The following is a 21034-nucleotide window of genomic DNA, read 5'->3' as shown; positions in this document are numbered from 1 at the left end:
CCGGCAAGCCAGCTCCTACAGGGGTTGTAGGGCGGCCACAAAATCGAGGAACGCCCGCACCTTGGCCGCTGGCAAGTGCCGCGACGGGTAGAAGGCATACAACGGGAAGCGCTCGTCGGGCCAGTCGGGAAACAACTCGATCAACGCGCCGGATTTCAGCGCCGGTGCCAGCCCAAGGTCGAGCATTTGCGCCACTGCATGGCCGTGTTCGCACACGCTGTACAAGGTCCCGGCATCGTTGACCACCAGCCGCCCGCTGGTGGCGATGTTGACCTGCTCGCCCGGCCGGTGGAATTCCCAGCCAAACGGCCGGCCGGTCTGGGAGTCGCGAAAGTCGATGCACACGTGCTGGCCGTCTTCCAGGTCCTTGGGGTGTGAAGGGCGACCATGCCGCTCGAGATAAGCTGGCGAGGCCAACGTCAGCACCCGCACTTCCATCAGCTTGCGGGCGATCAGCGAGGACGATTGCGGAATGCCAAAACGGATGGCCAGGTCAAAGCCATCCGCCACCAGGTCCCCGAGTTGATCCCGCGTGTGCAGGTCCAACTGCAGCTGCGGGTATTGGCTCATGAATTCACCCAGCACCGGCCCCAGCACCAGCCGCGAAAAGTACGGGTCGATGTTCACCCGCAACCGCCCGCGAACCGTCAGGGCGCTGTCGGCCGCCGAGCTGGCGGCTTCTTCCAGGCCGGCCAGCAGGGGGGCGATTTCCTGGTAGAAACGCCGGCCCTCGTCGGTCAATTGCACCGAGCGGGTAGTGCGGTCGAACAGGCGGATGCCCAAGCGTTTTTCCAGCCGCGAAATAGCCCGGCTGACCCCCGAAGGCGTCATCTCCAGGCTGTCGGCGGCGCGGGCGAAACTGCCGCTGTCGACCACGGCGGCCAGTACGCCCATGCCACCGGCCAGTCCTGGATCAAAACTCATGGGTGATTGCCTGTCAGGTATCCGAAAGCATTGATGCTAGCGGAGAATCCGAGAGCGTTACAGAAACATCCCGCCCGAGGCCTCGACCCGTTGCCCGGTGATCCAGTTGCTGCCGTCGGCCAGCAGGGTGGAAATCGCCCCGCCGATATCATCCGGCAAGCCTGCGCGACCGAGGGCGGTGTTGTTGGCGACCATCGCGTTCACGTCCGGATTGTCGCGCACCACGCCGCCGCTGAAGTCGGTGGCAATCGCGCCGGGGGCCAGGGTGTTCACGGTGATGCCACGGGCACCCAGTTCCTTGGCCTGGTAGCGGGTCAGCACTTCCACCGCGCCTTTCATCGAGGCATAGGCCGAATAACCCGGCAGGCTGAAGCGCGCCAGGCCGCTGGAGATATTGATGATGCGGCCACCGTCGCTGATCAGCGGCAGCAGTTTCTGGGTCAGGAAAAACGGGCCCTTGAAGTGGATCGCCACCAGTTGGTCGAACTGTGCTTCGGTGGTGTCGGCGAAGCTGGCGTGGGCGCCGATCCCGGCGTTGTTGATCAGGAAGTTGAAGTGCGCCTGGCCGAACACGTCCTTCAATACCGAGCCGACCTGGGCGGTGAACGCCTCGAAGGTGGAACTCTGGCTGACGTCCAGTTGCAGCATGGCCGCCTTGCCGCCCAGCGCTTCGACTTGGGCGACCACGGCCTGGGCTTCGTCCGCCGCGCTGTTGTAGGTACCGATAATGTCGACGCCTTGTGCCGCCAGGTGCAGCGCAGCGCTTTTGCCCAGGCCGCGGCTGGCGCCGGTGATGAGTGCGATTTTACGGGTCATGGTGAAGTCCTCGGGGCGTGTGATGGTTAGTGGGACTGAGTGTATTTGTCCGGCCATAACGTGATAAACAGAGCTATGCCGGAATCACTGGCCGGATAAGGCGAACAATCCCATGAACAAACTAGAGTTGCTGCGTACCTTCGTGCGCGTTGCCGAACTGTCGAGTTTCACCCAGGCGGGCGAGAGCCTGGGCTTGCCGCGCTCCACGGTTTCCGAGCATGTGCAGGCGCTGGAAGAGTTGCTGGGCGCGCGCCTGTTGCAGCGCACCACGCGCAAGGTTCAGGCGACCCAGGACGGGCGCGTGCTGTATGAGCGCAGCAAGGATTTGCTGTCGCACATGGAAGAGCTGGAAGGCTTGTTTCGCCAGGATGAAGCGCAGCTGGCGGGGCGCATTCGGGTGGACATGCCCAATGTCATGGCCCGGGAATTGATCCTGCCGCGCCTGCCCGAGTTCATGGACCTGCACCCGCTGATCGAGCTGGAAATCAGCAGCACCGACCGCCAGGTTGATTTGCTGGCGGAAGGTTTCGACTGCGTCTTGCGCGTCGGTGCGCAGCCGGACCAGTCGGTGGTAGCCCGCTTGTTGTGCAGCATGCCGATGATCAACTGCGCCAGTGCTGCGTACCTGAAGCGCCACGGCGTACCCAGGACGCTCGCTGATTTGGCTCACCATCAACTGGTGCATTACGTACGCCCGCTGGGCTCACGCTCCCCAGGGTTTGAATACGTACAAGGCAACAAGGTGCAGCGGATTCCCATGGCCGGGCGCGTCACGGTCAACAGCACCGACGCTTACCGGGCGGCGTGCATCGGTGGCTTTGGCCTGACCCAGGTGCCCGCCCTGGGCATTCACGATCAACTGGCCAGCGGCGAGTTGGTGGCGGTGCTGCCGGACTATCCGGCGCCGGCACTGGACGTGTCCCTGCTGTACGCCGGCCAACGGCATTTGCCGCTGCGGGTGCGGGTGTTCATGGATTGGCTGGCCGCCACCTTGCAGGCTGCTTTCAACGCCGGGCAGACAACTGCTGCGGCGCCAGGAATGCATCATGGAAGTAATCCCGAAACGCCTGCATCGCCGGCGTGAAATCGCGCTCGCGGTGCCAGGCCAGGCCGACGCTCATGGGCGTGACCTTGTCGGTGACGCTCACGGTTTCGATGCGTTTGCCTTCCAGTGACCACGGGCGATGCACCAGGTCTGACAGGATCGCCACGCCGCTGCCGTTGGCGACCATGCTGCGCACTGCCTCCACCGAACTGGTGCGCAGCCGCACCGTGGGGGTTTGCCCGGCCTGTTCCCAGTAGCGCATGGCGCTTTGTTCGGCTTCGTCGACGGTGAGGAAAATGTACGGCTCCCTGGCCACATCGGCGAGGCTCACGGCGGGGCGTTCGCACAACGGGTGATGGCTGGGCAGCCACAGGCGGCGTTCGGAGTTGAAGAGGATTTCCGAGACGATATCCGCGTGGGTGAGGTTGGCGGTGAGCACCACGGCCATGTCGAACTGGCCGTTGAGCAGGCCGTGTTCGATGGCCTGGCGTTCCTGTTCGAACACCTCGATGGTCACGTCCGGGTGCCAGTGTTCCATGCGCTGCAAGTGGTGCGGCAGGAAGTAACCGAGCACGGTGTAGCTGGCGGCCACCCGCAATACGCCGCTGGCGCGGTAGTCCGGCAGCGGGCTGTTCAGGGCATCGTCGACGCTGCGCACAATCACATACGCCCGGTTGAGGAAATGCCGCCCGGCGTCGGTCAGGCTCATGCCCTGGGCCGAGCGCACGAATAGCTGCGCGCCGAGCATCGCTTCCAGCTCCTTGATCGCGGTGGTCACCGCCGATTGGGAGATGTTCAGGTGAATCGCCGCCTGGGAGATCTGGCCGATTTCGGCGGTGGCGACGAAGTAGCGGATTTGGCGCAGGGTCAGGGACATGGTTTCTCCGCTCGTTCCCACGCGGAGCGTGGGAACGATCAGTATCGGGTATCTGATTTTCAGAAGATGGGCCATCTGATAATAGATCTTCCCAAGGGGTCAAGCCGCAGCCTAATTTCCATCGCAAGAACTTCAACGGAGCGACCCCGATGCAGGCAGTGGATTTCAATTCGGACATGGGCGAAGGCTTCGGCCCCTGGACCATCGGCGACGGCGTCGACAGCGAACTGATGGCCTACATCAGCTCGGCCAACATCGCCACCGGCTTTCACGCCGGCGACCCGGGCACCATGCGCCGTACCGTCGAACGCGCCAAGCAGTTGGGCGTGGCGATTGGCGCGCACCCGGGTTTTCGCGACCTCGTCGGTTTCGGCCGACGCCATATCAACGCCCCGGCCCAGGAGCTGGTGGACGACATGCTCTATCAACTCGGCGCCCTGCGGGAAATCGCCCGGGTGCAGGGCCTCACGCTGCAACACATCAAGCCCCACGGCGCGCTGTACATGCACCTGGCGCGGGATGAAGAAGCGGCGCGGTTGCTCGTGGAAAACCTGCAACGGCTGGAGCCCACGCTGCTGCTGTATTGCATGCCGAATTCGGTGATCTGGCGTATCGCCAAGGAACTCGGCCAGCCGGTGGTGCGGGAGTTTTATGCCGACCGTGAGTACGATCTCACCGGCTCCATCGTGTTTACCCGCAATGTGCGGGCGCTGGATCCGGCGACGGTTGCGGCGCGTGTCCTGCGTGCCTGCCAGACCGGCCTGGTGCGCACGGTTGAAGGCGAAGACCTGTTTATCGAATTTGATTCCATTTGCCTGCACAGCGACACCCCCGGCGCCCTTGAACTGGTGGAAGCCACTCGTGAAGCGCTGGATCAGGCAGGCATCGAAGTGCGCACACCCCGCTGACCGACACCGGTGCCCAGACACCGGGTCTGACTGATTTTTTGCCTGCCTTTCTACAATGATTCCAAGAGGAACAGACATGGCTGAATCTTCCCCGATCCGCTACAGCTTTGGCGGTGATGAACACCTGTTTGCCGAGGTCAGCGAGAGCATGTCCCTGGAGGCTTTCTTCAAGGGCATGGCCGTCACCCGCGCGGTGGAACGCCTGGCCCTGGACGGTGTGCTGGACGTCTGCCTGGCAAATGCCTCGTTCCAGATTCGCTTCGACCCGGACCGCATCGCGCCCCACGTGCTGCTCGACGCGGTACAAAGCGCCGAAGCCCAGGCCGTGGCCGAACGCACCTTGCACACCCGCATCATCGAAATCCCGGTGCTGTACAACGACCCCTGGACCCATGAAACCCTGATGCGCTTTCGCGACCGTCATCAGGACCCGACCGGTACCGACCTGGAATACGCAGCGCGGATCAACGGCCTGGCGGATGTGGACGCGTTTATCGCGGCCCACAGTGGCGCGCCGTGGTTTGTCTCGATGGTGGGGTTTGTGGCGGGCTTGCCGTTCATGTTCCAGATGGTGGAGCGCGAGCGGCAGTTGCAGGTGCCCAAGTACCTGCGCCCACGCACCGACACGCCGAAATTGACCCTCGGCCATGGCGGCTGCTTTGGCTGTATCTATTCGGTACGCGGCGCCGGCGGTTACCAGATGTTCGGCGTCACCCCGGCGCCGATCTACGACCCGCAACAGCAACTGGCTTACCTGAAAGAGCACATGGTGTTCTTCCGCCCCGGCGACATCGTGCAGTTCAAACCCATGGACCGCGACGCCTATGACCTGGCCGTGGCAGAAGTGGACGCAGGGCGCTTCGACCTGCGCATCCGCCCGGTGGAGTTTTCCCTCGACGCCTTTCTCGCCGACCCCATCGGCTACCCGAAAACCTTGCAGGAGGCGCTGGCATGATCAAGGTACTCAAACCCGGCCTCGCCACCTCCGTGCAGGATCTTGGCCGCGAAGGTTATTACCACCTCGGCATCCCGCCATCCGGCGCCCTGGACCAATACGCGTTGAGCGCGGCCAACCACCTGGTGGGCAACCCCATCGGCGCTGCCGGGCTGGAATGCACGTTGATCGGGCCGGAGCTGGAGTTTCAGCAGGATGCCCTGGTGGCGTTGTGCGGGGCGCTGATGTCGCCGCGCCTGGACGGCGTGGTGGTGCATCAGGACACCGCGTTTGAAGTGCGGGCCGGGCAAGTGCTGCGCTTTGAATTTCCCAGGGCCGGCGCGCGGACTTACCTGGCGGTGGCCGGTGGCATCGATGTGCCGCTGGTGTTAGGCAGCCGCTCGACTTACACCCTCGGCGCATTGGGCGGGTTTCAGGGGCGGCGGCTGGTGGAGGGTGATGAACTGCCCGTGGGCGAAGCCAGCGGCAAAGGCCGGGCGGGGAACAGTTTGCCCATGGTGTTGCGCCAATCGGTGGGTGGGGACGTGACCCTGCGGGTGGTGCCGGGGCTGTATTACGAGCGACTGACGCCCGCCGCCAAAAGCAGCTTTTTTGCCGAGCCCTGGACGGTGGGGTCGGAGGCCGACCGCATCGGCTATCGCTTCAAGGGCGGCAATGCCTTGAGCTTTCAGCCACGGGAACAGCCGTTTGGCGCCGGGTCCGATCCGTCGAACATCGTCGACAGTTGCTACCCCATCGGTTCGATCCAGGTGCCGGCGGGCCTGGAGCCGATCGTGCTGCACCGGGACGCGGTGTCGGGCGGGGGCTACGCGATGATTGGCACGGTGATCAGTGCCGACCTGGATCTGATCGGGCAGATGCAACCGAACCAGCGGGCGGGGTTTGTGGCGGTGACGCTGGAGGAAGCGTTGGAGGCGCGGCGGGTGTACAAAAAGCGGCTGAAGGTGATGGGTGGGTTGTTTAGCACCTGAACTCACCACTGAACCCAATGTGGGAGCGGGCTTGCTCGCGAAAGCGGAGTGTCAGTCAATAAGTCTGTGACTGAGCCACCGCATTCGCGAGCAAGCCCGCTCCCACATTTTTATCGGGTTGTGTCAGAACAATTGGGTGAATAGCCAGTACAGGCTGCCCGACAACAGAATCGCCGCCGGTAACGTCAGCACCCAGGCCATCAGCAAGTTGCGGATGGTCTTCATCTGCAAGCCACCGCCGTTCGCCACCATGGTCCCGGCCACACCCGACGACAACACATGGGTGGTGGACACCGGCAAGCCATACATGTCTGCCGCGCCGATGGTCAGCATCGCCACCATCTCGGCGGATGCGCCCTGGGCGTAGGTCAGGTGGGTCTTGCCGATCTTCTCGCCCACGGTCACCACGATACGTTTCCAGCCGACCATGGTGCCGAGCCCGAGGGCGATGGCCACGGCGATCTTGACCCACAGCGGGATAAACCGTGTGGCGTTGTCGATCTGTTGCTTGAACAGTTGCAGCTTGTTCTGGGTGTCGGCGTCGAAGTTGCCGACCTTGCCCTTGTCCATCAGGCGGATGGTTTCGCTGGTCAGGTACATGTCGTTACGCACGTTGCCCACGGCCTCGGCCGGTACGGCGGCGAGGGAGCCGTAGCTCTTCACTTCCTCACCGATATGCCCGGTGATGGCGGCCAGGGCGGGCACCAGTTCCGGGGTGGCTTCCTTGGTGCGTACGTAGGTCGACAAGGTGCCGCGAGAGTCGGCGGGGGCCAGTTGCGGCGCCGCTTTTACCAGGGCGGCCTGGGTGACTTCGGCCACCGCGGCAAACTGCAACGACTCACCGGCCGGCATGGTGCGGTTCAACGCGTAGGCCATCGGCAGGGTGCCCACCAGGATCAACATGATCAGGCCCATGCCCTTCTGGCCATCGTTGGAACCATGGGCAAACGACACACCGGTGCAGGTGGCGATCAGCATGCCGCGAATCCACCAAGGCGGCGGGGTATCGCCTTTCGGCGCTTTGTACAGCGAGCGGTTTTTCACGAAGGCCCGCAGCGCCAGCAACAGCAGGGCAGCGAAGGCGAAGCCGATCAGCGGCGACAGCAGCAGCGCATAACCGATCTTGATCGCCTGGCCCCAGTCCACACCGCTGGTGCCGTCGCGGCCATGCATCAGGGCGTTGGCCACGCCCACGCCGATGATCGAGCCGATCAAGGTGTGGGACGACGACGCCGGCAACCCCAGCCACCAGGTGCCGAGGTTCCACAGGATCGCGGCGATCAACAGCGCGAAGATCATCGCAAAGCCGGCGGAGGAGCCGACCTGCAAAATCAGCTCTACCGGCAGCAGGGCGATGATGCCGAACGCCACCGCGCCGCTGGATAGCAGCACGCCGAGGAAGTTGAAAAAGCCCGACCACACCACCGCGAAATGCGGTGGCAATGAGTTGGTGTAAATCACCGTGGCCACCGCGTTGGCGGTGTCGTGGAAGCCGTTGACGAACTCGAAGCCCAGGGCGATCAACAGCGCCACGCCCAGCAGCAGGAACGGCGTCCAGGTGGTGACCACCGTGCCCAGCTCGTGCATGTCGTGCATCAGGCTGTAGGCGGTGAACAACAGGCCCATGGCGAGTACGGCGAAGAAAATGATCACCGTCACCAGGCCCGGTTTTTTGTCCAGGCGCGGTTTGAGATCGTTGGTGACGGAGGCGGTGGAGGCGGTCAGCGAAGGGGTTGCCATGCCGGAACATCCAGTGTTGAGGGAGGATATCCGTCATGATCGTTGCAGAATGTTACAGAGATGCTGCGGTAAATCAGTGTTTAGGGAATTGAAGTTGCCGCCGGTCTATAAAACACCGCCGATAAAATGTGGGAGCTGGCTTGCCAGCGATAGCGGTGTATCAGTCACCACCGCTATCGCAGGCAAGCCAGCTCCCACACTTGATCGCATTTCAAATTCAATAATCCTTGCGCTTGCGAAATGCCCAGCGTCCGGCAATCAGGGTGAATGTCGCCACCAGCGCCACCAGAATCCAGAAGCCTTCCGGGTCTGTGGAGAGCGGCACGCCACCAACGTTCATGCCAAAAAAACCGGCAATGATGTTGATCGGCAACGCCAGCACCGTGACCACGGTCAGGGTGAACAACGTGCGGTTGCTCTGTTCGTTGAGGTTGGCGGCGATCTCTTCCTGCAGCAGCTTGATGCGCTCACCCAACGCCATCAGGTCGTTGATGATCAGCGCAAACTCCTCGGTGGATTTGCGCAGCTCTTTCACGTCTTCCTTCTGCAACCACTGGGGCGGGCGATTGAGCAGTCGCAGCAACGAGCCCGGCTCCAGCGCCAGCAACCGTTGCAGGCGCACCAGCACCCGGCGCGCGGCACCCAGTTCGGCGCGGTTGGTGGACAGGCGTGACGACAGCAACTGGTCCTCGATCTGGTCGACGCTGAGGCTGGTCTTGCGCACGATCTGTGTCAGCACCTCGCCCTGGTCCCGCAGCAAATGCACCAACAGTTCCAGCGGCGAGCGAAAGTGTTCACCGGCCTTCACCGACGAGCGCAGCTTGTCCACCGAATGCAGCGGTTGCAGGCGCGCGCTGATCAGCAGCCGACTGCGGGCGCACACCCATAAGGTGGAAATGTCTGAAGACACCATGCTGCTGAAGTTGAAGACCACGTCGTTGACCACCGCCAGCAAGGCCGAGTCCACGTGTTCGATGCGGGTGGAGCGTGAGCCTTCGTGCAAGGCTTCGAAGAATTCTTCCGGCAGGTTCAGGTGCGCCTGCATCCAGCGCTCACAGGCGGCGTGGGCCAGGTTCAAATGCAGCCACAGAAATTCGTCGGGGTCTCCGGGCTGCTGCAAGGCCGCAAGGGCAGTGGCTGAATCAATCTGTTCGCCCTTTTCACCGGGGCGGAAACGAAAACCGTAGAGCAAGCCAAACAGGTCTGAGTCCTGGTGGCTGTGGTCGATGCTGTGGTTCATGGAGGCTCGCAGGGAAAGTGCCTGTAGGAAATTTCACAGGTTCACTTGAGCGCATCATGGCAACAGGATTTGACGGTTTTGTGACGGTTTGAGGTGGCCGTCAATCGCCTGCGGGCAAACTGAAGCTGAACACCGTGCCGTCCTGCTCGCTGGAAGACACTTCCAGCCGCCCGCCATGGGCGTCGGCAATCTGTTTGACGATGTACAACCCCAGGCCCAGCCCGGCCTGGGGCAAGGCGCCCGTCGGTCGGGAGTAGGGCTGGAACAGCAGCGGCATGGCTTGCTCACTGATCAGCCCAAGGTTTTTCACCGTTAACTCAAACGTGCCGGCGTTGACCTGTGCACTGACCTCAACCGGCCCTTCGGGACTGCCGTGGCTGATGGCGTTGGCCACCAGGTTGGAGAGCAATTGCGCGAGCCGCTCGCGGTCGCCTTTCACACCCTTGAGATTGCCGATGCGGGCGTGGATCAGCCGCTTGGGGTGCACGTGCTGCACCTCTTCCACCACATGCTGCAAAGTGTCTTCAAGCCCGGTGCATTCACTGATGTTCACCGGGATGCCGCTGCCCATTCGCCCGCGGGCAAAGTCCAGTACGTCCTCCACCAGTTGCGAGGCGCGGCGGCCGCTGGCCAGCATGTGCCGCACCAGGGTGTCGGTGGCCGGGTCCGGGTGTTTGCGCAGCAGCCGTTCGGCGCCGACGTTGATGGCGAACAGCGGGTTGCGCAGGTCGTGGCCGAGCACGGCGATGAATTGTTCGCGCAGTTCGGCGGTTTCCCGCTCCTGCTGCAGGTCGGCCTCGGTCTGCTGGAGGCTTTCTTCGGCTTCGATCTGCAGCGACAGCACCCGGGCAAACGACTCCATGGTCGACTGGATGGTGCTGCTGCGCAGTTGCGCCGGGTTCGGGTCCAGGGCACAGATGGTGCCGAAGAAACGCCCGTCGGTGCGGAACACCGGCACCGAGATGTAGCTTTCAAAGTGGTAGATGCGCGGCGTGTGGTGGTCGCGGTACAGCGGGTCTTCGCTGGCTTTGTCGATCACGATCGAGACGTGGGAGTCGCGTATTTCGTGGCACAGGGTGGTGGTCAGGTCCAGCTCGCCACCCACGGGCAGGCCGAAGTCCAGTTGGTCGCGCACGGCGCAGGCGGTCCAGGAATCGTCGGTGACCCGGGCCACGGCCGCAAAACGCAAGCCGGTCATCTCGCTGACTACCTGGAGAATCGCCGGGACGGCGCTGATTCTGCCAATGGTGGCAATGTCGACGGCTTTTTGCCCCATGGCGAACGGTTCCGGTCCTGATGCTGCTGGCGTTGTGCCTTGGCTGATGGTTGGGATTCTAGCGAGCTTGGCGGCGTAAGGTACAAATTCGTTCACGCTAATTAGACTAATTGCTCTTCTGGGCGACGAGCGCGCATAAAAAAGCCGCGCGGCCCGAAGGCGGCGCGGCGTTTTTGCGGTTCAACTCAAGTGTCTTGCTTGTTTTCCAGGACTTCGCCGGTCTTGGCATCCAGCTTCACGTCCCACTTCACGTTGCTGGTGTCACGCAGTTCGGTCTCGTAGACCAGGCGGCCGGCTTTGTCTTCCAGTTCGGTGTCAACGATGGTGGCGCCTTTGTGCTGGGCCACGGCCTTGGCGTTGAGCTTTTCAAAATCCATCACGGCACCGGACTTGAGCAGGCTCGGAATCTGGTCCGGGCGAACATCGGCCTGGGCCAAACCGGCGGTAAGGGTCAAGGCGGCAGCAGCGAACAGAGCGGTCAGGTTTTTCATGGTGTGATCCTTTGGGGTGAGCTGTTTAAGTGGGATCAGGTTAACCAGCGCAACTTAACTCACCCTTAAGATTGCGCCGTTTGTTCAATCGGCGGCGAGTGCGGGGTTTCATGCTGGCGTCTCACTTACGGGAGGCACAGATGAAACAGTTAATGGCCTGGGTGTATGCGCCCTTGTTCTGGGCGGGGTTTATCGGGTGGGCGCTGTGGCTGGTGCAGAGGGATGCGCTGCAGTGGCTGGGGCTGGTATTTGTTCTGGCGGTGGCGGTGTCGTTTATCGCCGAGTGGTGGTTGCCCTATGAGCCGCAGTGGAATCGCAACCAGGGTGATCGTCGTCGCGACTTGATTCACGCATTGGTCAATGAGGGCCTCAATGCGGCGGGCTTGTTGATCTTGCCGGTGCTGACCGCGCTGTTGGCCGTCGACGGTGTATGGCCGCGGGCGTGGCCGCTCTGGGCGCAATTGCTGCTGGCGATCTTCATTGCCGATGCGGGCATCACCTTGATGCATTACGCCAGCCACCGAGTCGCTGCCTTGTGGCGCCTGCATGCGGTGCACCACAGCGTGCAACGGCTGTATGGCTTCAATGGCTTGATGAAGCATCCGTTGCACCAGATGCTGGAAGCCACGGCCGGGTTGACGCCGTTGATCCTGCTGGGCATTCCCACGGAGGTGGCGCTGCTGCTGGCCCTGGCGATTGCCGTGCAGCTGCTGTTGCAGCATTCCAATGTCGACATGCGCCTGGGGCCGCTGCGCTGGGTGTTCGCCTGGGCGCCGGTGCATCGTTTTCATCACATGAAATATGGCCGGGCTGGGGATGTGAATTTCGGCTTGTTTTTCAATCTGTGGGATTGGCTCTTGGGCACGGCGTTTTACAGCCATGACTATCGAATGGGGCAGGGCGACTTGGGGATTGGCAGCCGGCCGGATTTTCCGCGGGAGTATGTGGCGCAGTTGCGCGATCCGTTCAGGACGGTGCAATTGAGCAAGGAGCCGCCGGTTCCCGTCGGTCTAGTCGAGGATTCGTACGTGCAGGTTGCGCGACGACGCCCCGGCCGTGACGCCGAATAGTTGTTTCATGGTCCGGGAAAAATGCGCCGAATCGGCGAACCCGGCGCCATGGGCAGCCTCGGTCAGGGTGCTGCCGCCGAGCGCCAGTCCCAGCGCCACTCGCAAGCGCCGCCACAACACCAGGCGACGTACCGGCAAACCCAGTTGGTTGGCGAACAAACGTTCCAGCTGGCTTAACGAAACGTGCGCCGCCTGTGCCAGGGCTTGGGCCGAGACCTTGCCACTCAGTTGCTGATCCAGCGCCGACAGCGCGCGCTCCACCCTGGCATCTTCCAGTGCGCGTCTCGGCAATTGGCGCAGCGTGCGCTCGAGTGCTTCCAGGGACCGTTCACTGTCGGCCAGGGCGGCCTGCAAAGAGTCGAAGTCAAAGGCGCCGGGTTCGGCATACACCATCAATACCTCACCATGGGTTTGGAGGATGGCGTGGGGCATTCTGGACGGGATAAACAGGCGATGGGCCGTGGTGGCACGGCCATCGAGGCTGGCCGTGACCGGCCCGCCCGCGGAGAACATCAGCTGATGGGCATAGTGTGCATGGGGCGCGGTGCGCCCCGGTGTGCCCTGGATCAGCCCGTAGTCAGGCCCGAGCCACAGGCGACCTGACCATTCGGGGCTCACTCAGTAACCGTTGTCCTGCAGCAGGTCGGCCACACTCGAGGACGGCCAGCGTTTGTAGTACTTCAGCAGTTCGGCGGCGCGGTTGGTGAAGATGCCGTCGACGCCGGCTTTCATCACCTTGTCGAAGTCCACCGGCTCATCCACGGTGTACACGTGCACCAGCAAGCCCTTGTCGTGGGTCAACTGGTTCATCTCGGGTTTGACCAGGTCGGAGTAGCTCTGGTCGCCGAGGTTGGTCAGTTGTGCCGAAGGGCCGGTACCGATGGCGCCCAGGCTCTTGGCCTCGTCGATCCATTTTTCGAACTCGGCGGCGTCCTTCGGCTCCTGCTTGGCGTAGTAGGCGGCTTTGCTCGGCTCGCCGGACTCGGCGAAGGGCACCTTGGATTTCGGTTCGATGCTGCCTTCACCTACCCACAACAGCAGGATTTTCGGGGTGTTGGGCATCTCTTTTTGCAGTTCTTTCAGGCTGTCTTTCTCAAAGGTTTGCAGCACCACGCGGCCCTTGCCCTGGCCTACGCCGATGTTTTTCTGGGCCTGGTTGGAGCCGGTGGAGCTCAACCAGCCTTTATCCAGCAGCTTGTTCTTCAGGTCGGCCTCGATGCCCGGGAATTGCTTCGGCTCTTTGGTTTCGATGTACAGGCCGGGTTTGTGCTGCGGATTGCCTTCGGCGATCTTGATGATTTCGTCCAGGCTGAGGATTTTCAGGCCGACGAAGCCCGGGCGGGCACGGTCCGGGTAGGCGGCGTTGAACCAGCTGCCGGCGTCCAGGGTTTTAAGCTCGGCCCAGGTGAATTCGTTGGCCGGGCTGTCCTTGCGCTCGGGGAACTTGGTGGCGACGTCGGTGGTGCGTTGGAGGTTGTTGTCATGCAGGGCGAATAGCACGCCGTCCTTGCTGCGTTGCAGGTCCATTTCCAGGTAGTCGGCACCCAGGTCGCGCGCGACTTTGTAGGCGGCGGCGGTGGATTCCGGTGCATCGAAGGAGGCGCCACGGTGGGCAATCACGGCGGGGTGCGGAATGCCTTCGTTGGTGGCCAATTCGGTAGGGCTGATCGGGCTTGCCGCCTGTGCGTGGCCAAGGCCCAGCATCAGGGCCAGCAGCAGGGCACTCTTGGTAAACGTGACAGGCATATGCGAAGTCCTTTCGTGGAGGTAACTTTGAGAAGGGCTCCTTTTTAACAATTGCTTGCGAATGGCGCTATCACCAAACCGACATTAACGTGTTCACCGGCCATTTTTCTGCACTTTTGTGCGGTGCGATGCAGTACTCTTGCCTTGAATTGCCCCATCAGAGGGCAGATTTTCCTGCCACGCGTGTAAACCATCTTTCCAGTCCAAGTAGGACTTTTCAGTGAGGTTTACCATGCGCATCACCTCCGAGCTTATCTGCCAGGCCGCCGACCAACTCCAGGGTTTTGTCGGCCTGAACCGCATGACTGGCCAGTACATCGTCCGTTTCAGCGAAGACTCCTTCGGCATGGACGTGGCCGATGACGGCATTATCCCAACCGCCGAGTTTGTCTGGCTGCCGGTCGACGGGCAGGCCATGACCTTGTCCCGCGAGCGGATCCAGTTGTTGCTGGACCAGAACATCGACGATCGCATCAACATCACGGAACCGCTGCGGGTGTACATGCGTCGGGTGGAGATTCCACAGATCAGTGCGGTGCGCAGTCTGGTCAGTTGAGTGCCGCATAGCCCTGCGGCTGGAGCGCTTTTTGTGGCTAGGGAGCTTGCTGTGGTGAGGGAGCTCGCTGTGGCAGGGAGCTTGCTGTGGTGAGGGAGCTCCCTCACCACACAAGCTCCCTCACTACAGCAAGCGCCCTCACCACAGAGCCTCCCTTGTCCACATTAAGTGTTTTACACAGGCTGAGGTTTCAGCGCTCGAACGCGTAAGACCGCTCCACCTTGCACACTCGTGTATGGCACGCCAAGTACCAGGTGGCGCGGCCCTGTTCGCGCACCTCAGTGTGTTCGGCGTGCTGCTTCCACGCCAGGATCGCGGCTTCGCTGCTCCAGTAGGACACCGTGATACCCAGCCCGTCGTCCCCGCGCGCCGATTCCACGCCGAGAAAACCGGGTTGTTGCCGGGCCAGTTCCAGCATGCGGTCGGCGGCTTGTCCGTAACCGTTGTCACCTTCAGTGCGCAATGAACTGAACACCACGGCGTAGTACGGCGGTTTGGGTGTCTTGGCGATCATGCGCAGGCCTTCAGCAGCGCAATGGCCAGCGGCGGGGTGACGTCTTTAAGCGCCGCACGTTCCGGCTGGAACAGGGTGGCGACAAAAAACGGATGGCCCAGCAACTCCACCGCCCGCAGGTCACCCGCCGAGTCATGGCCGCTGGCAATCAGGTCGGCTTCCAGCAATGCGCTTTCGAACGCTGGATTGATGCCATAGCGGCAACGGTAGCCTTCATGGATATCCAGGGTGGCGTAGGCCTCGGCGATGCGGGTATAGGCCATCAAGCGGATGGTGTCGGTCGCTTCCACCAGCGCACAGGTCAGGGGCGTGAGTACTGCACGGGGCGAATCGGGAGCCAGTTCGCCGTGTTCTGCGTCGGCCCAGCCCAGCACGTTGCGGGCATATTCCAGCACCGCGTGTTGAAAACCGCCGCAGGTGCCGAGGAAAGGGCGCCGCTGTTCACGGGCATAACGGATGGCCAGCAGGGCGCCGTCCAGATCACGGTAAGGGCTGGCGGGGACGCACCAGAAGCCGTCGTAGTGCTGCAGTTGTTCGGTGGATTTGATCGTGTCGGTGGCCAGCCAGTCGAACCGCACCGTCAGGCCCAGCGCCGCGCCGGCCTGTTGCAACGCCAGGGGAATGGCCTGGTGGGCGGTGACCTGTGCATCGTAGTCGCCGATCAGGGCCAGGTGCAGGGTGGTTTTATTCATCGAGGGTATCCGTGGCTTGTTGAGTCCTGGCGCTCACTATAGATTGGCGTTCACGCAATCAATATTGGCGTTAACACACATGTTCAATGCAGCGGCGCACTATCAGATCGACTACCCAGACCTTTCCCTGATCCTCGCCCTGGTGCGCGGCGGCACGCTCGCGCGGGCGGCGGCGTTGCTGCGGGTGGATGTGTCTACGGTGTTTCGCGCAGTGCGGCGGCTGGAGACGGCATTGGGCCAGACGCTGTTCGAAAAGAGCCGCGCCGGCTACCTGCCCACCACCTTGGCCACCACCCTCGCCGAGCAGGCCGAACGTGCCGAACAGGCGCTGGAGGCAGCACGGGTGGGAGTGGAGCAGGGCGGTGAAGTGATCAGCGGTACGGTGCGCCTGACGTGCACGGACTCGGTATTGCAGTCACTGTTGCTGCCGGCCCTGGCGCAGTTCATGCCGGGCTACCCGGCGTTGACCCTGGAGCTGAGCACGTCCAATGACTTCGCCAACCTCAGCCGCCGCGATGCGGATATCGCCCTGCGCCTGACCAAGGCACCGCCCGAGCATCTGGTAGGACGTTGCCTGGGCACGGTGTCGTATCGGGTGTGCGCCAGTGCCGACTATTCCCGCCAGCATGGGGGGGAGGAACTGGCGGCCCTGAACTGGATCGCGCCGGATGACTTCCTGCCGGATCACCCCACCGTCACCTGGCGGCGCCAGCACTTGCCGGGAGTGATGCCAGCCTATCGCTGCAACAGCATGGTTTCGGTAACCGAGCTGGTGCGCGCGGGACTCGGCGTGGCCGCGTTGCCGGATTACCTGCTGGGCGCGGGTCTGGAACCGTTGAGCCCGCCGCTGGTGGGGCACGACACCGCCCTGTGGCTGCTGACGCGCCCCGATTGCCGGGCCTTGCGCTCGGTGGTGACGTTATTTGATCAGTTGGGCCAGCATGTGCGCTTGCCGGTGAGATAACTGTGGGAGCTGGCTTGCCTGCGATACAGGCGCTGTGGTGCATCAGGCATACCGCGGTGATGCAATCGCAGGCAAGCCAGCTCCCACACTGGATGCGTGGGAGGGTCAGGTCTTGCGCACGAATTGGTCGTGCATTTCGCTGGTCAGCCCTTCGATGCGTTCGGTCAGTTGTTTGGTCATCTCGGTGAGCTTGGTGTTCTGCTCCAACAGTTCCAGCAGTTGCTTGGTGGTCTGCGCCGCCTGGGCCTGGCGTTCGGTGTTGGCCACGGCCAGGGCTTCGCGGTGCTGGGCGTCGGCGTCGGATTGGGCCTTGTCCCGTGCGGCCTGGCGGGTCTGGGCGAGCAAAATCAAAGGCGCGGCGTAGGCCGATTGCAGGCTGAACGCCAGGTTCAAGAGGATGAACGGGTAGACGTCAAAGTGCGTGATGCCGGTCATGTTGAGCACGACCCACAGAATCACGATTGCCGTTTGCGCCCCCAGGAACGTCGGGGTGCCAAAGAAGCGCGCGAAGGCTTCGGCTTTCAACGCAAAGGTGTCGTTGCCAAAGGTCGGCGCGAGATGGGCGTGTTTACGATGAAAGCGCAGGTGGTCAACGTTGGCTTCAGGTTTATCCGGGGTCATGGCGGGCTCGAATCCGTGGCGTAAGACAAGCCACCACTATAGACCGAGCCCTCGGCCTGGCACATGAAGAAGCCTGTCGCTTACCTGTTGCCCCGTTCATTGGCAAACGCACTCACAGCCTGCACCGCCTCGCTGGCGCCTTCGCGAATCTGCAGGATCACCGTACCCGCCTGGTTGGCCAGGTCCACGCCCTGGGCGGCGCGGTCGCGGGTACCGTCCATGCTGTCGATGGCCTGGCGGGTTTCGGTCTGGATCATCTCGATCATCGACGAAATCTCGGCCGTTGAACCGCTGGTGCGCGCCGCCAATTGCCGCACTTCATCGGCCACCACCGCAAAGCCACGCCCTTGTTCGCCGGCGCGTGCGGCTTCGATGGCAGCGTTCAATGCCAGCAGGCTGGTCTGGTCGGCAATCCCGCGAATGGTGTTGACGATGGCGGTGATCTGCTGCGAACGCTCGCCCAGCTTGGCGATCAGCGCGGAAGAACCGTCGATATTGGCGGCAATCTCACGCATGCCGGTGGCGGTCTGCTGGATCACCTCGGCGCCTTTTTCGGCGATGTCCCGGGTTTGCAGCGAGATGTGATAAGCCTGGGTGGCGCTTTGCGCGTCGGCCGCGTGTTTCTCCACCATGGCCGTGACGTCGGAGGCGTATTTCACCACCTTGCACAGGCGCCCGCTGGCGTCGTACACCGGGTTGTAGTTGGCTTCCAGCCACACCACCTGGCCGTTTTTGTCGATGCGTTCGAATTGGCCGTTGAACAGCTCACCCTGGTTCAGCCGTCGCCAGAAATCGCTGTAGGCGCTGCTGTTGGCCAGCTCCGGTGTGCAGAACATGCGGTGATGCTTGCCCTGCACCTGCGCCAGGTTGTAGCCCATGCGCTGCAGGAAATTCTGGTTGGCGCTGATGATGGTGCCGTCGAGGTTGAACTCGATCACCGCCATGGCGCGGTCGATGGCCTGCAACTTGGCGTTGGCTTCACTCTCGGCCTGCATTTTCGGGGTGACGTCCATGGCGTACTTCACCACTTTCACCACGCTGCCGGACTCGTCGCGCACCGGGTTGTAGCTGGCCTCCAGCCAGATCGGCTGGCCGCCGCTGGTCACGCGCTCAAAGGTGCCGGACTGGAATTGGCCGTTGCGCAATTGCGTCCACAGCTGGCCGTACTCGGCGCTGCGGGCAAAGGCCGGGGTGCAGAACAGGCGGTGGGACTGGCCCACGACTTGGTCGGCGGTGTAGCCCATGGCCTTGAGGAAATTCTCGTTGGCCCGCAGGACTGTGCCTTGCAGATCAAATTCAATCACCGCCATGGAGCGGTCGATGGCGTCGAGAAGGCTGGCTTGCTGGGCAAGGGTGGCTTGCAGGGTACTGATGGTTTTTTTATGGGCGTTGAATAGCATGGTCGTGTGCTCGGGGGAAGCAAGCGTCAGGGGTATCCATGGGGGCGCCTGCCACCGTAAGGCCTGGCCATACGGCAAACGTGCTCATTGCCAGCTTCCTTGTGCTGGCAGCGGGGTGGAACAGCGGGTTCTGAGTCGTATGGCCGGCAAGAAGTTCTATGCCAGTCGACCAATGGCGGCATTATGCTATCGGTCGGCGACGGGCGCGTTTAATTCAGACGAGATGCAGAGGGCGGGATTCAGGCGGAATGGGCGACCACGTAGTCGCTGATATTGACTCGGTTACGGCCGGTGTCCTTGGCCGCGTACAGCGCGCGGTCCGCTGCGTTGAGCCACATGGCCGCGTCGGTGAAGGTGCTCTGGAAAGACGCCAGGCCAATGCTCAGGCTGACCCGCAGTTCGGGGATTTCCGGGTTGCGGTAATTGCTGAACACCTCGCGCATGCGTTCCATGACTTGCGCGGCCTGTTCCATGGGCATGTCCGGAAGAATCACACAGAACTCGTCGCCGCCGTATCGCCCGGCCAGGTCGTTTGCCCGCAGGTTGCGTCGAAGTTCCAGGCTTAGTTGGCGCAGAACCTGGTCACCGATGATGTGCCCATAGCTGTCGTTGATCTGCTTGAAATGGTCGATGTCGATCAGCGCGATGGTGGCGTTCCCATGTTGTTGCTGGCACTTGTGAAACTTCAGGTGCAGCAGGTCTTTCCAAGAACCGTGGTTGAGCAGGCCGGTGAGGCTGTCGGTGCGGCTCAAGGCGCTCAGGGCGCGTTTGTGTTCCGACAATTTGATCGCCAGGCGGTAGCAGACCATGCCCAGCGCCATGGGATACAGGGTCAGCATCGGCAGGCAGGCGTAGACCTGGACCAGGCTGACGTCGGGATTGAAGTGGATGCCAAACAGCAGCCAGGACACGCCGATACCTGCCAGTTGCGCCACGATGCCGTGGAGGAACAGGCGTTTGCCGCCGGCGGCGACGTTGTTCATGGTCATCATCGACAGGATGGTCACGGCCGTCAGTGGCGTGAATTGTGTAGTCGCCGCCCAGAACCCGCCGAGCAGTGAGTCGTAGAGCAGGTTTCGCCGTTCCGCCTTGTAGGGGAAATCGGAGCGGGTCGAAAGTTGATAGGCCAGGTGCGCCCAGCCAAAACCATTGAACAGCAGCAACGCCCAGACCCAGCCTGGCATTTGCAGTGGGTAGAGCGCGGCGATGACGCTGATGCAGCCGATGCCCAGGCCGATGATCCTTGGCCTGTAGATACGTCTGGCAAATGACAGCCCTTTGCCTCGTTGGTTTTCCATAGATTCCTGGGTCGATTCTTTTTTTGCAGGTACGACGGCACACGTGATCGGGAAAACCACTGGTCGGATAATACGTGTGAATATTGTCAGTTATTCGCGTGGGAATAATCAGTGTCCTTCCAGGCCATTTGCAAAGGACACGCGGCGAATCAGATAAAAACGACCTTGGATGTCGTTCCTGCAACAGGTCAGCGCTGCGGCACGACCTCATAGCCTGCGAGGAACAGGTCGATGGCCGACTCGATGACGTTCGCTTGGGCGTCGGCGTCCAGGGTCGGCTGGCCGAGGGTGATCTGTGGCCAGAAGGCAAAGGCCTTGAGCAGGCTTTGCACCTGGTGGGCGGCGAAACATGGGTCGGTGCAGCTCAGCCGGCCGTCTTCCTGGGCGGCGCGTACCCATTGGGTGAAGCCTTCTTCACGCTTGCTCAGGCGGTTGACCATGTCCTGGGCACGTTCCGGCGAGTGGATGGTGGCGGCAATCGCGACCCGGGCCAGGTCGAGGAAGTTGGCGTCCGACATCATCGTCATCTTGGCCTGCAGCAACCCGCGCAGTTGCTCCCGCAGCGGGCGGTCGCTGGCGTAGCTGACGTCCAGTTGCGCAACACTGCTGGCCCACAGTTGATGCAGGATCTCGGCGAACAGCTCTTCCTTGCTCGGGAAGTGGTTGTACACCGTGCGCTTGGAAACCCCCGCCGTGGCGGCAATCTTGTCCATGCTGGTGACCTCGAACCCGTTGTCACGAAACTCGGCAATGGCGGCTGCCACGATGGCTTCGCGTTTACGGTCGGTGAGGCGCAGGGGTACAGTCATGGTGGGAGTTCGGCTCTGAAGGGAAACTTACACTCGGTAGTTTACTTGCTCCCGGTTTTGTTGCAATCTAGAAACTACACTGTGCAGTGTAATTTTTAGAGCAGTCTGCAGGAGTTCCTCG

Annotated in this window: 22 protein-coding genes; 7 read left to right on the top strand and 15 right to left on the bottom strand. The window is 62.3% G+C overall.

Annotated features, from left to right (window positions below):
* Nucleotides 1-15: 15 nt before the first annotated feature.
* A complete protein-coding gene (locus tag HX821_RS01955; protein WP_003211434.1) occupies nt 16-924 on the bottom strand; it encodes a LysR family transcriptional regulator in 909 nt (302 codons plus the stop codon).
* Between the two features lie 57 nt (nt 925-981).
* A complete protein-coding gene (locus HX821_RS01950; RefSeq protein WP_003211435.1) occupies nt 982-1740 on the bottom strand; it encodes an SDR family NAD(P)-dependent oxidoreductase in 759 nt (252 codons plus the stop codon).
* A gap of 112 nt (nt 1741-1852) precedes the next feature.
* Between HX821_RS01950 and HX821_RS01945 the strand changes: the two genes are divergently transcribed.
* On the top strand, nt 1853-2824 hold the full coding sequence (locus HX821_RS01945; RefSeq protein WP_008432970.1) for a LysR family transcriptional regulator: 972 nt from the start codon (nt 1853-1855) through the stop codon (nt 2822-2824).
* Here HX821_RS01945 and HX821_RS01940 read toward each other — a convergent pair.
* Nucleotides 2745-3662 carry a LysR family transcriptional regulator gene (locus tag HX821_RS01940; RefSeq protein ID WP_177019369.1) on the bottom strand — a complete coding sequence of 306 codons (918 nt, stop codon included), beginning with the start codon at nt 3660-3662 and terminating at the stop codon, nt 2745-2747. The genes HX821_RS01945 and HX821_RS01940 overlap by 80 nt on opposite strands.
* Before the next feature lie 149 nt (nt 3663-3811).
* Between HX821_RS01940 and HX821_RS01935 the strand changes: the two genes are divergently transcribed.
* The 3 genes from HX821_RS01935 (at nt 3812) to HX821_RS01925 (ending at nt 6496) form a co-directional block, all read left to right on the top strand.
* A complete protein-coding gene (locus HX821_RS01935; protein WP_003211441.1) occupies nt 3812-4570 on the top strand; it encodes a 5-oxoprolinase subunit PxpA in 759 nt (252 codons plus the stop codon).
* A gap of 76 nt (nt 4571-4646) precedes the next feature.
* Nucleotides 4647-5525, top strand: coding sequence for an allophanate hydrolase subunit 1 (locus HX821_RS01930; protein WP_008432967.1), 879 nt, complete (start codon nt 4647-4649; stop codon nt 5523-5525).
* Entirely contained in the window at nt 5522-6496 is a 975-nt protein-coding gene (locus tag HX821_RS01925) for a biotin-dependent carboxyltransferase family protein (protein ID WP_177035208.1), read from the top strand. The genes HX821_RS01930 and HX821_RS01925 overlap by 4 nt, the downstream gene beginning before the upstream one ends.
* Before the next feature lie 123 nt (nt 6497-6619).
* Here HX821_RS01925 and HX821_RS01920 read toward each other — a convergent pair whose 3' ends face one another.
* From HX821_RS01920 to HX821_RS01905, 4 genes are all read right to left on the bottom strand, one after another.
* The gene (locus HX821_RS01920; protein WP_177035207.1) at nt 6620-8236 is read right to left on the bottom strand and encodes an inorganic phosphate transporter; all 1617 of its coding nucleotides are present in this window, start codon (nt 8234-8236) and stop codon (nt 6620-6622) included.
* Between the two features lie 217 nt (nt 8237-8453).
* Nucleotides 8454-9476, bottom strand: coding sequence for a transporter (locus HX821_RS01915; protein WP_003211449.1), 1023 nt, complete (start codon nt 9474-9476; stop codon nt 8454-8456).
* A gap of 100 nt (nt 9477-9576) precedes the next feature.
* The gene (locus HX821_RS01910) at nt 9577-10752 is read right to left on the bottom strand and encodes a GAF domain-containing sensor histidine kinase (protein ID WP_003211451.1); all 1176 of its coding nucleotides are present in this window, start codon (nt 10750-10752) and stop codon (nt 9577-9579) included.
* A 185-nt stretch (nt 10753-10937) separates the two neighbouring features.
* Nucleotides 10938-11243, bottom strand: coding sequence for a PepSY domain-containing protein (locus HX821_RS01905; protein ID WP_003211453.1), 306 nt, complete (start codon nt 11241-11243; stop codon nt 10938-10940).
* Between the two features lie 140 nt (nt 11244-11383).
* Here HX821_RS01905 and HX821_RS01900 point away from each other — a divergent pair, with 140 nt between their 5' ends.
* Nucleotides 11384-12313: a sterol desaturase family protein gene (locus HX821_RS01900; protein WP_177035206.1), complete on the top strand. Its 930-nt coding sequence runs from the start codon at nt 11384-11386 to the stop codon at nt 12311-12313.
* Here HX821_RS01900 and HX821_RS01895 read toward each other — a convergent pair.
* Entirely contained in the window at nt 12254-12931 is a 678-nt protein-coding gene (locus HX821_RS01895) for a helix-turn-helix domain-containing protein (RefSeq protein ID WP_177035205.1), read from the bottom strand. The two genes, HX821_RS01900 and HX821_RS01895, sit on opposite strands and share 60 nt — an antisense overlap.
* Entirely contained in the window at nt 12932-14059 is a 1128-nt protein-coding gene (locus HX821_RS01890; protein ID WP_008432958.1) for a glycerophosphodiester phosphodiesterase, read from the bottom strand.
* Nucleotides 14060-14291: 232 nt separating this feature from the next.
* Between HX821_RS01890 and HX821_RS01885 the strand changes: the two genes are divergently transcribed.
* Nucleotides 14292-14615: a DUF2025 family protein gene (locus HX821_RS01885; RefSeq protein ID WP_177035204.1), complete on the top strand. Its 324-nt coding sequence runs from the start codon at nt 14292-14294 to the stop codon at nt 14613-14615.
* A 190-nt stretch (nt 14616-14805) separates the two neighbouring features.
* Here the strand turns inward: HX821_RS01885 and HX821_RS01880 are convergent, their stop codons facing one another.
* The gene (locus HX821_RS01880) at nt 14806-15129 is read right to left on the bottom strand and encodes an antibiotic biosynthesis monooxygenase (RefSeq protein ID WP_177027668.1); all 324 of its coding nucleotides are present in this window, start codon (nt 15127-15129) and stop codon (nt 14806-14808) included.
* Nucleotides 15126-15821 (bottom strand): CTP synthase, encoded by a 696-nt coding sequence (locus HX821_RS01875; RefSeq protein ID WP_177035203.1) that lies wholly within the window; start codon nt 15819-15821, stop codon nt 15126-15128. The genes HX821_RS01880 and HX821_RS01875 overlap by 4 nt, the downstream gene beginning before the upstream one ends.
* A gap of 79 nt (nt 15822-15900) precedes the next feature.
* On the opposite strand from HX821_RS01875, the gene HX821_RS01870 reads away from it, so the two are divergent.
* Entirely contained in the window at nt 15901-16785 is an 885-nt protein-coding gene (locus HX821_RS01870) for a LysR family transcriptional regulator (RefSeq protein ID WP_177035202.1), read from the top strand.
* A gap of 105 nt (nt 16786-16890) precedes the next feature.
* Here the strand turns inward: HX821_RS01870 and HX821_RS01865 are convergent, their stop codons facing one another.
* The 4 genes from HX821_RS01865 to HX821_RS01850 form a co-directional block, all read right to left on the bottom strand.
* A complete protein-coding gene (locus tag HX821_RS01865; RefSeq protein ID WP_003211469.1) occupies nt 16891-17406 on the bottom strand; it encodes a DUF1003 domain-containing protein in 516 nt (171 codons plus the stop codon).
* 80 nt (nt 17407-17486) lie between these two features.
* On the bottom strand, nt 17487-18806 hold the full coding sequence (locus HX821_RS01860; RefSeq protein ID WP_177035201.1) for a PAS domain-containing methyl-accepting chemotaxis protein: 1320 nt from the start codon (nt 18804-18806) through the stop codon (nt 17487-17489).
* Between the two features lie 239 nt (nt 18807-19045).
* Nucleotides 19046-20104, bottom strand: a complete 1059-nt coding sequence (locus tag HX821_RS01855) for a diguanylate cyclase (protein ID WP_003211472.1) — start codon at nt 20102-20104, stop codon at nt 19046-19048.
* Nucleotides 20105-20292: 188 nt separating this feature from the next.
* Nucleotides 20293-20913: a TetR/AcrR family transcriptional regulator gene (locus HX821_RS01850; RefSeq protein ID WP_177035200.1), complete on the bottom strand. Its 621-nt coding sequence runs from the start codon at nt 20911-20913 to the stop codon at nt 20293-20295.
* Nucleotides 20914-21034 lie beyond the last annotated feature (121 nt).

Source organism: Pseudomonas sp. B6001 (genome assembly GCF_013386015.1).
GTDB lineage: Bacteria > Pseudomonadota > Gammaproteobacteria > Pseudomonadales > Pseudomonadaceae > Aquipseudomonas.
Note: the sequence above shows the minus strand (reverse complement) of the source record. Positions and strands in the feature narration are given on the sequence as shown.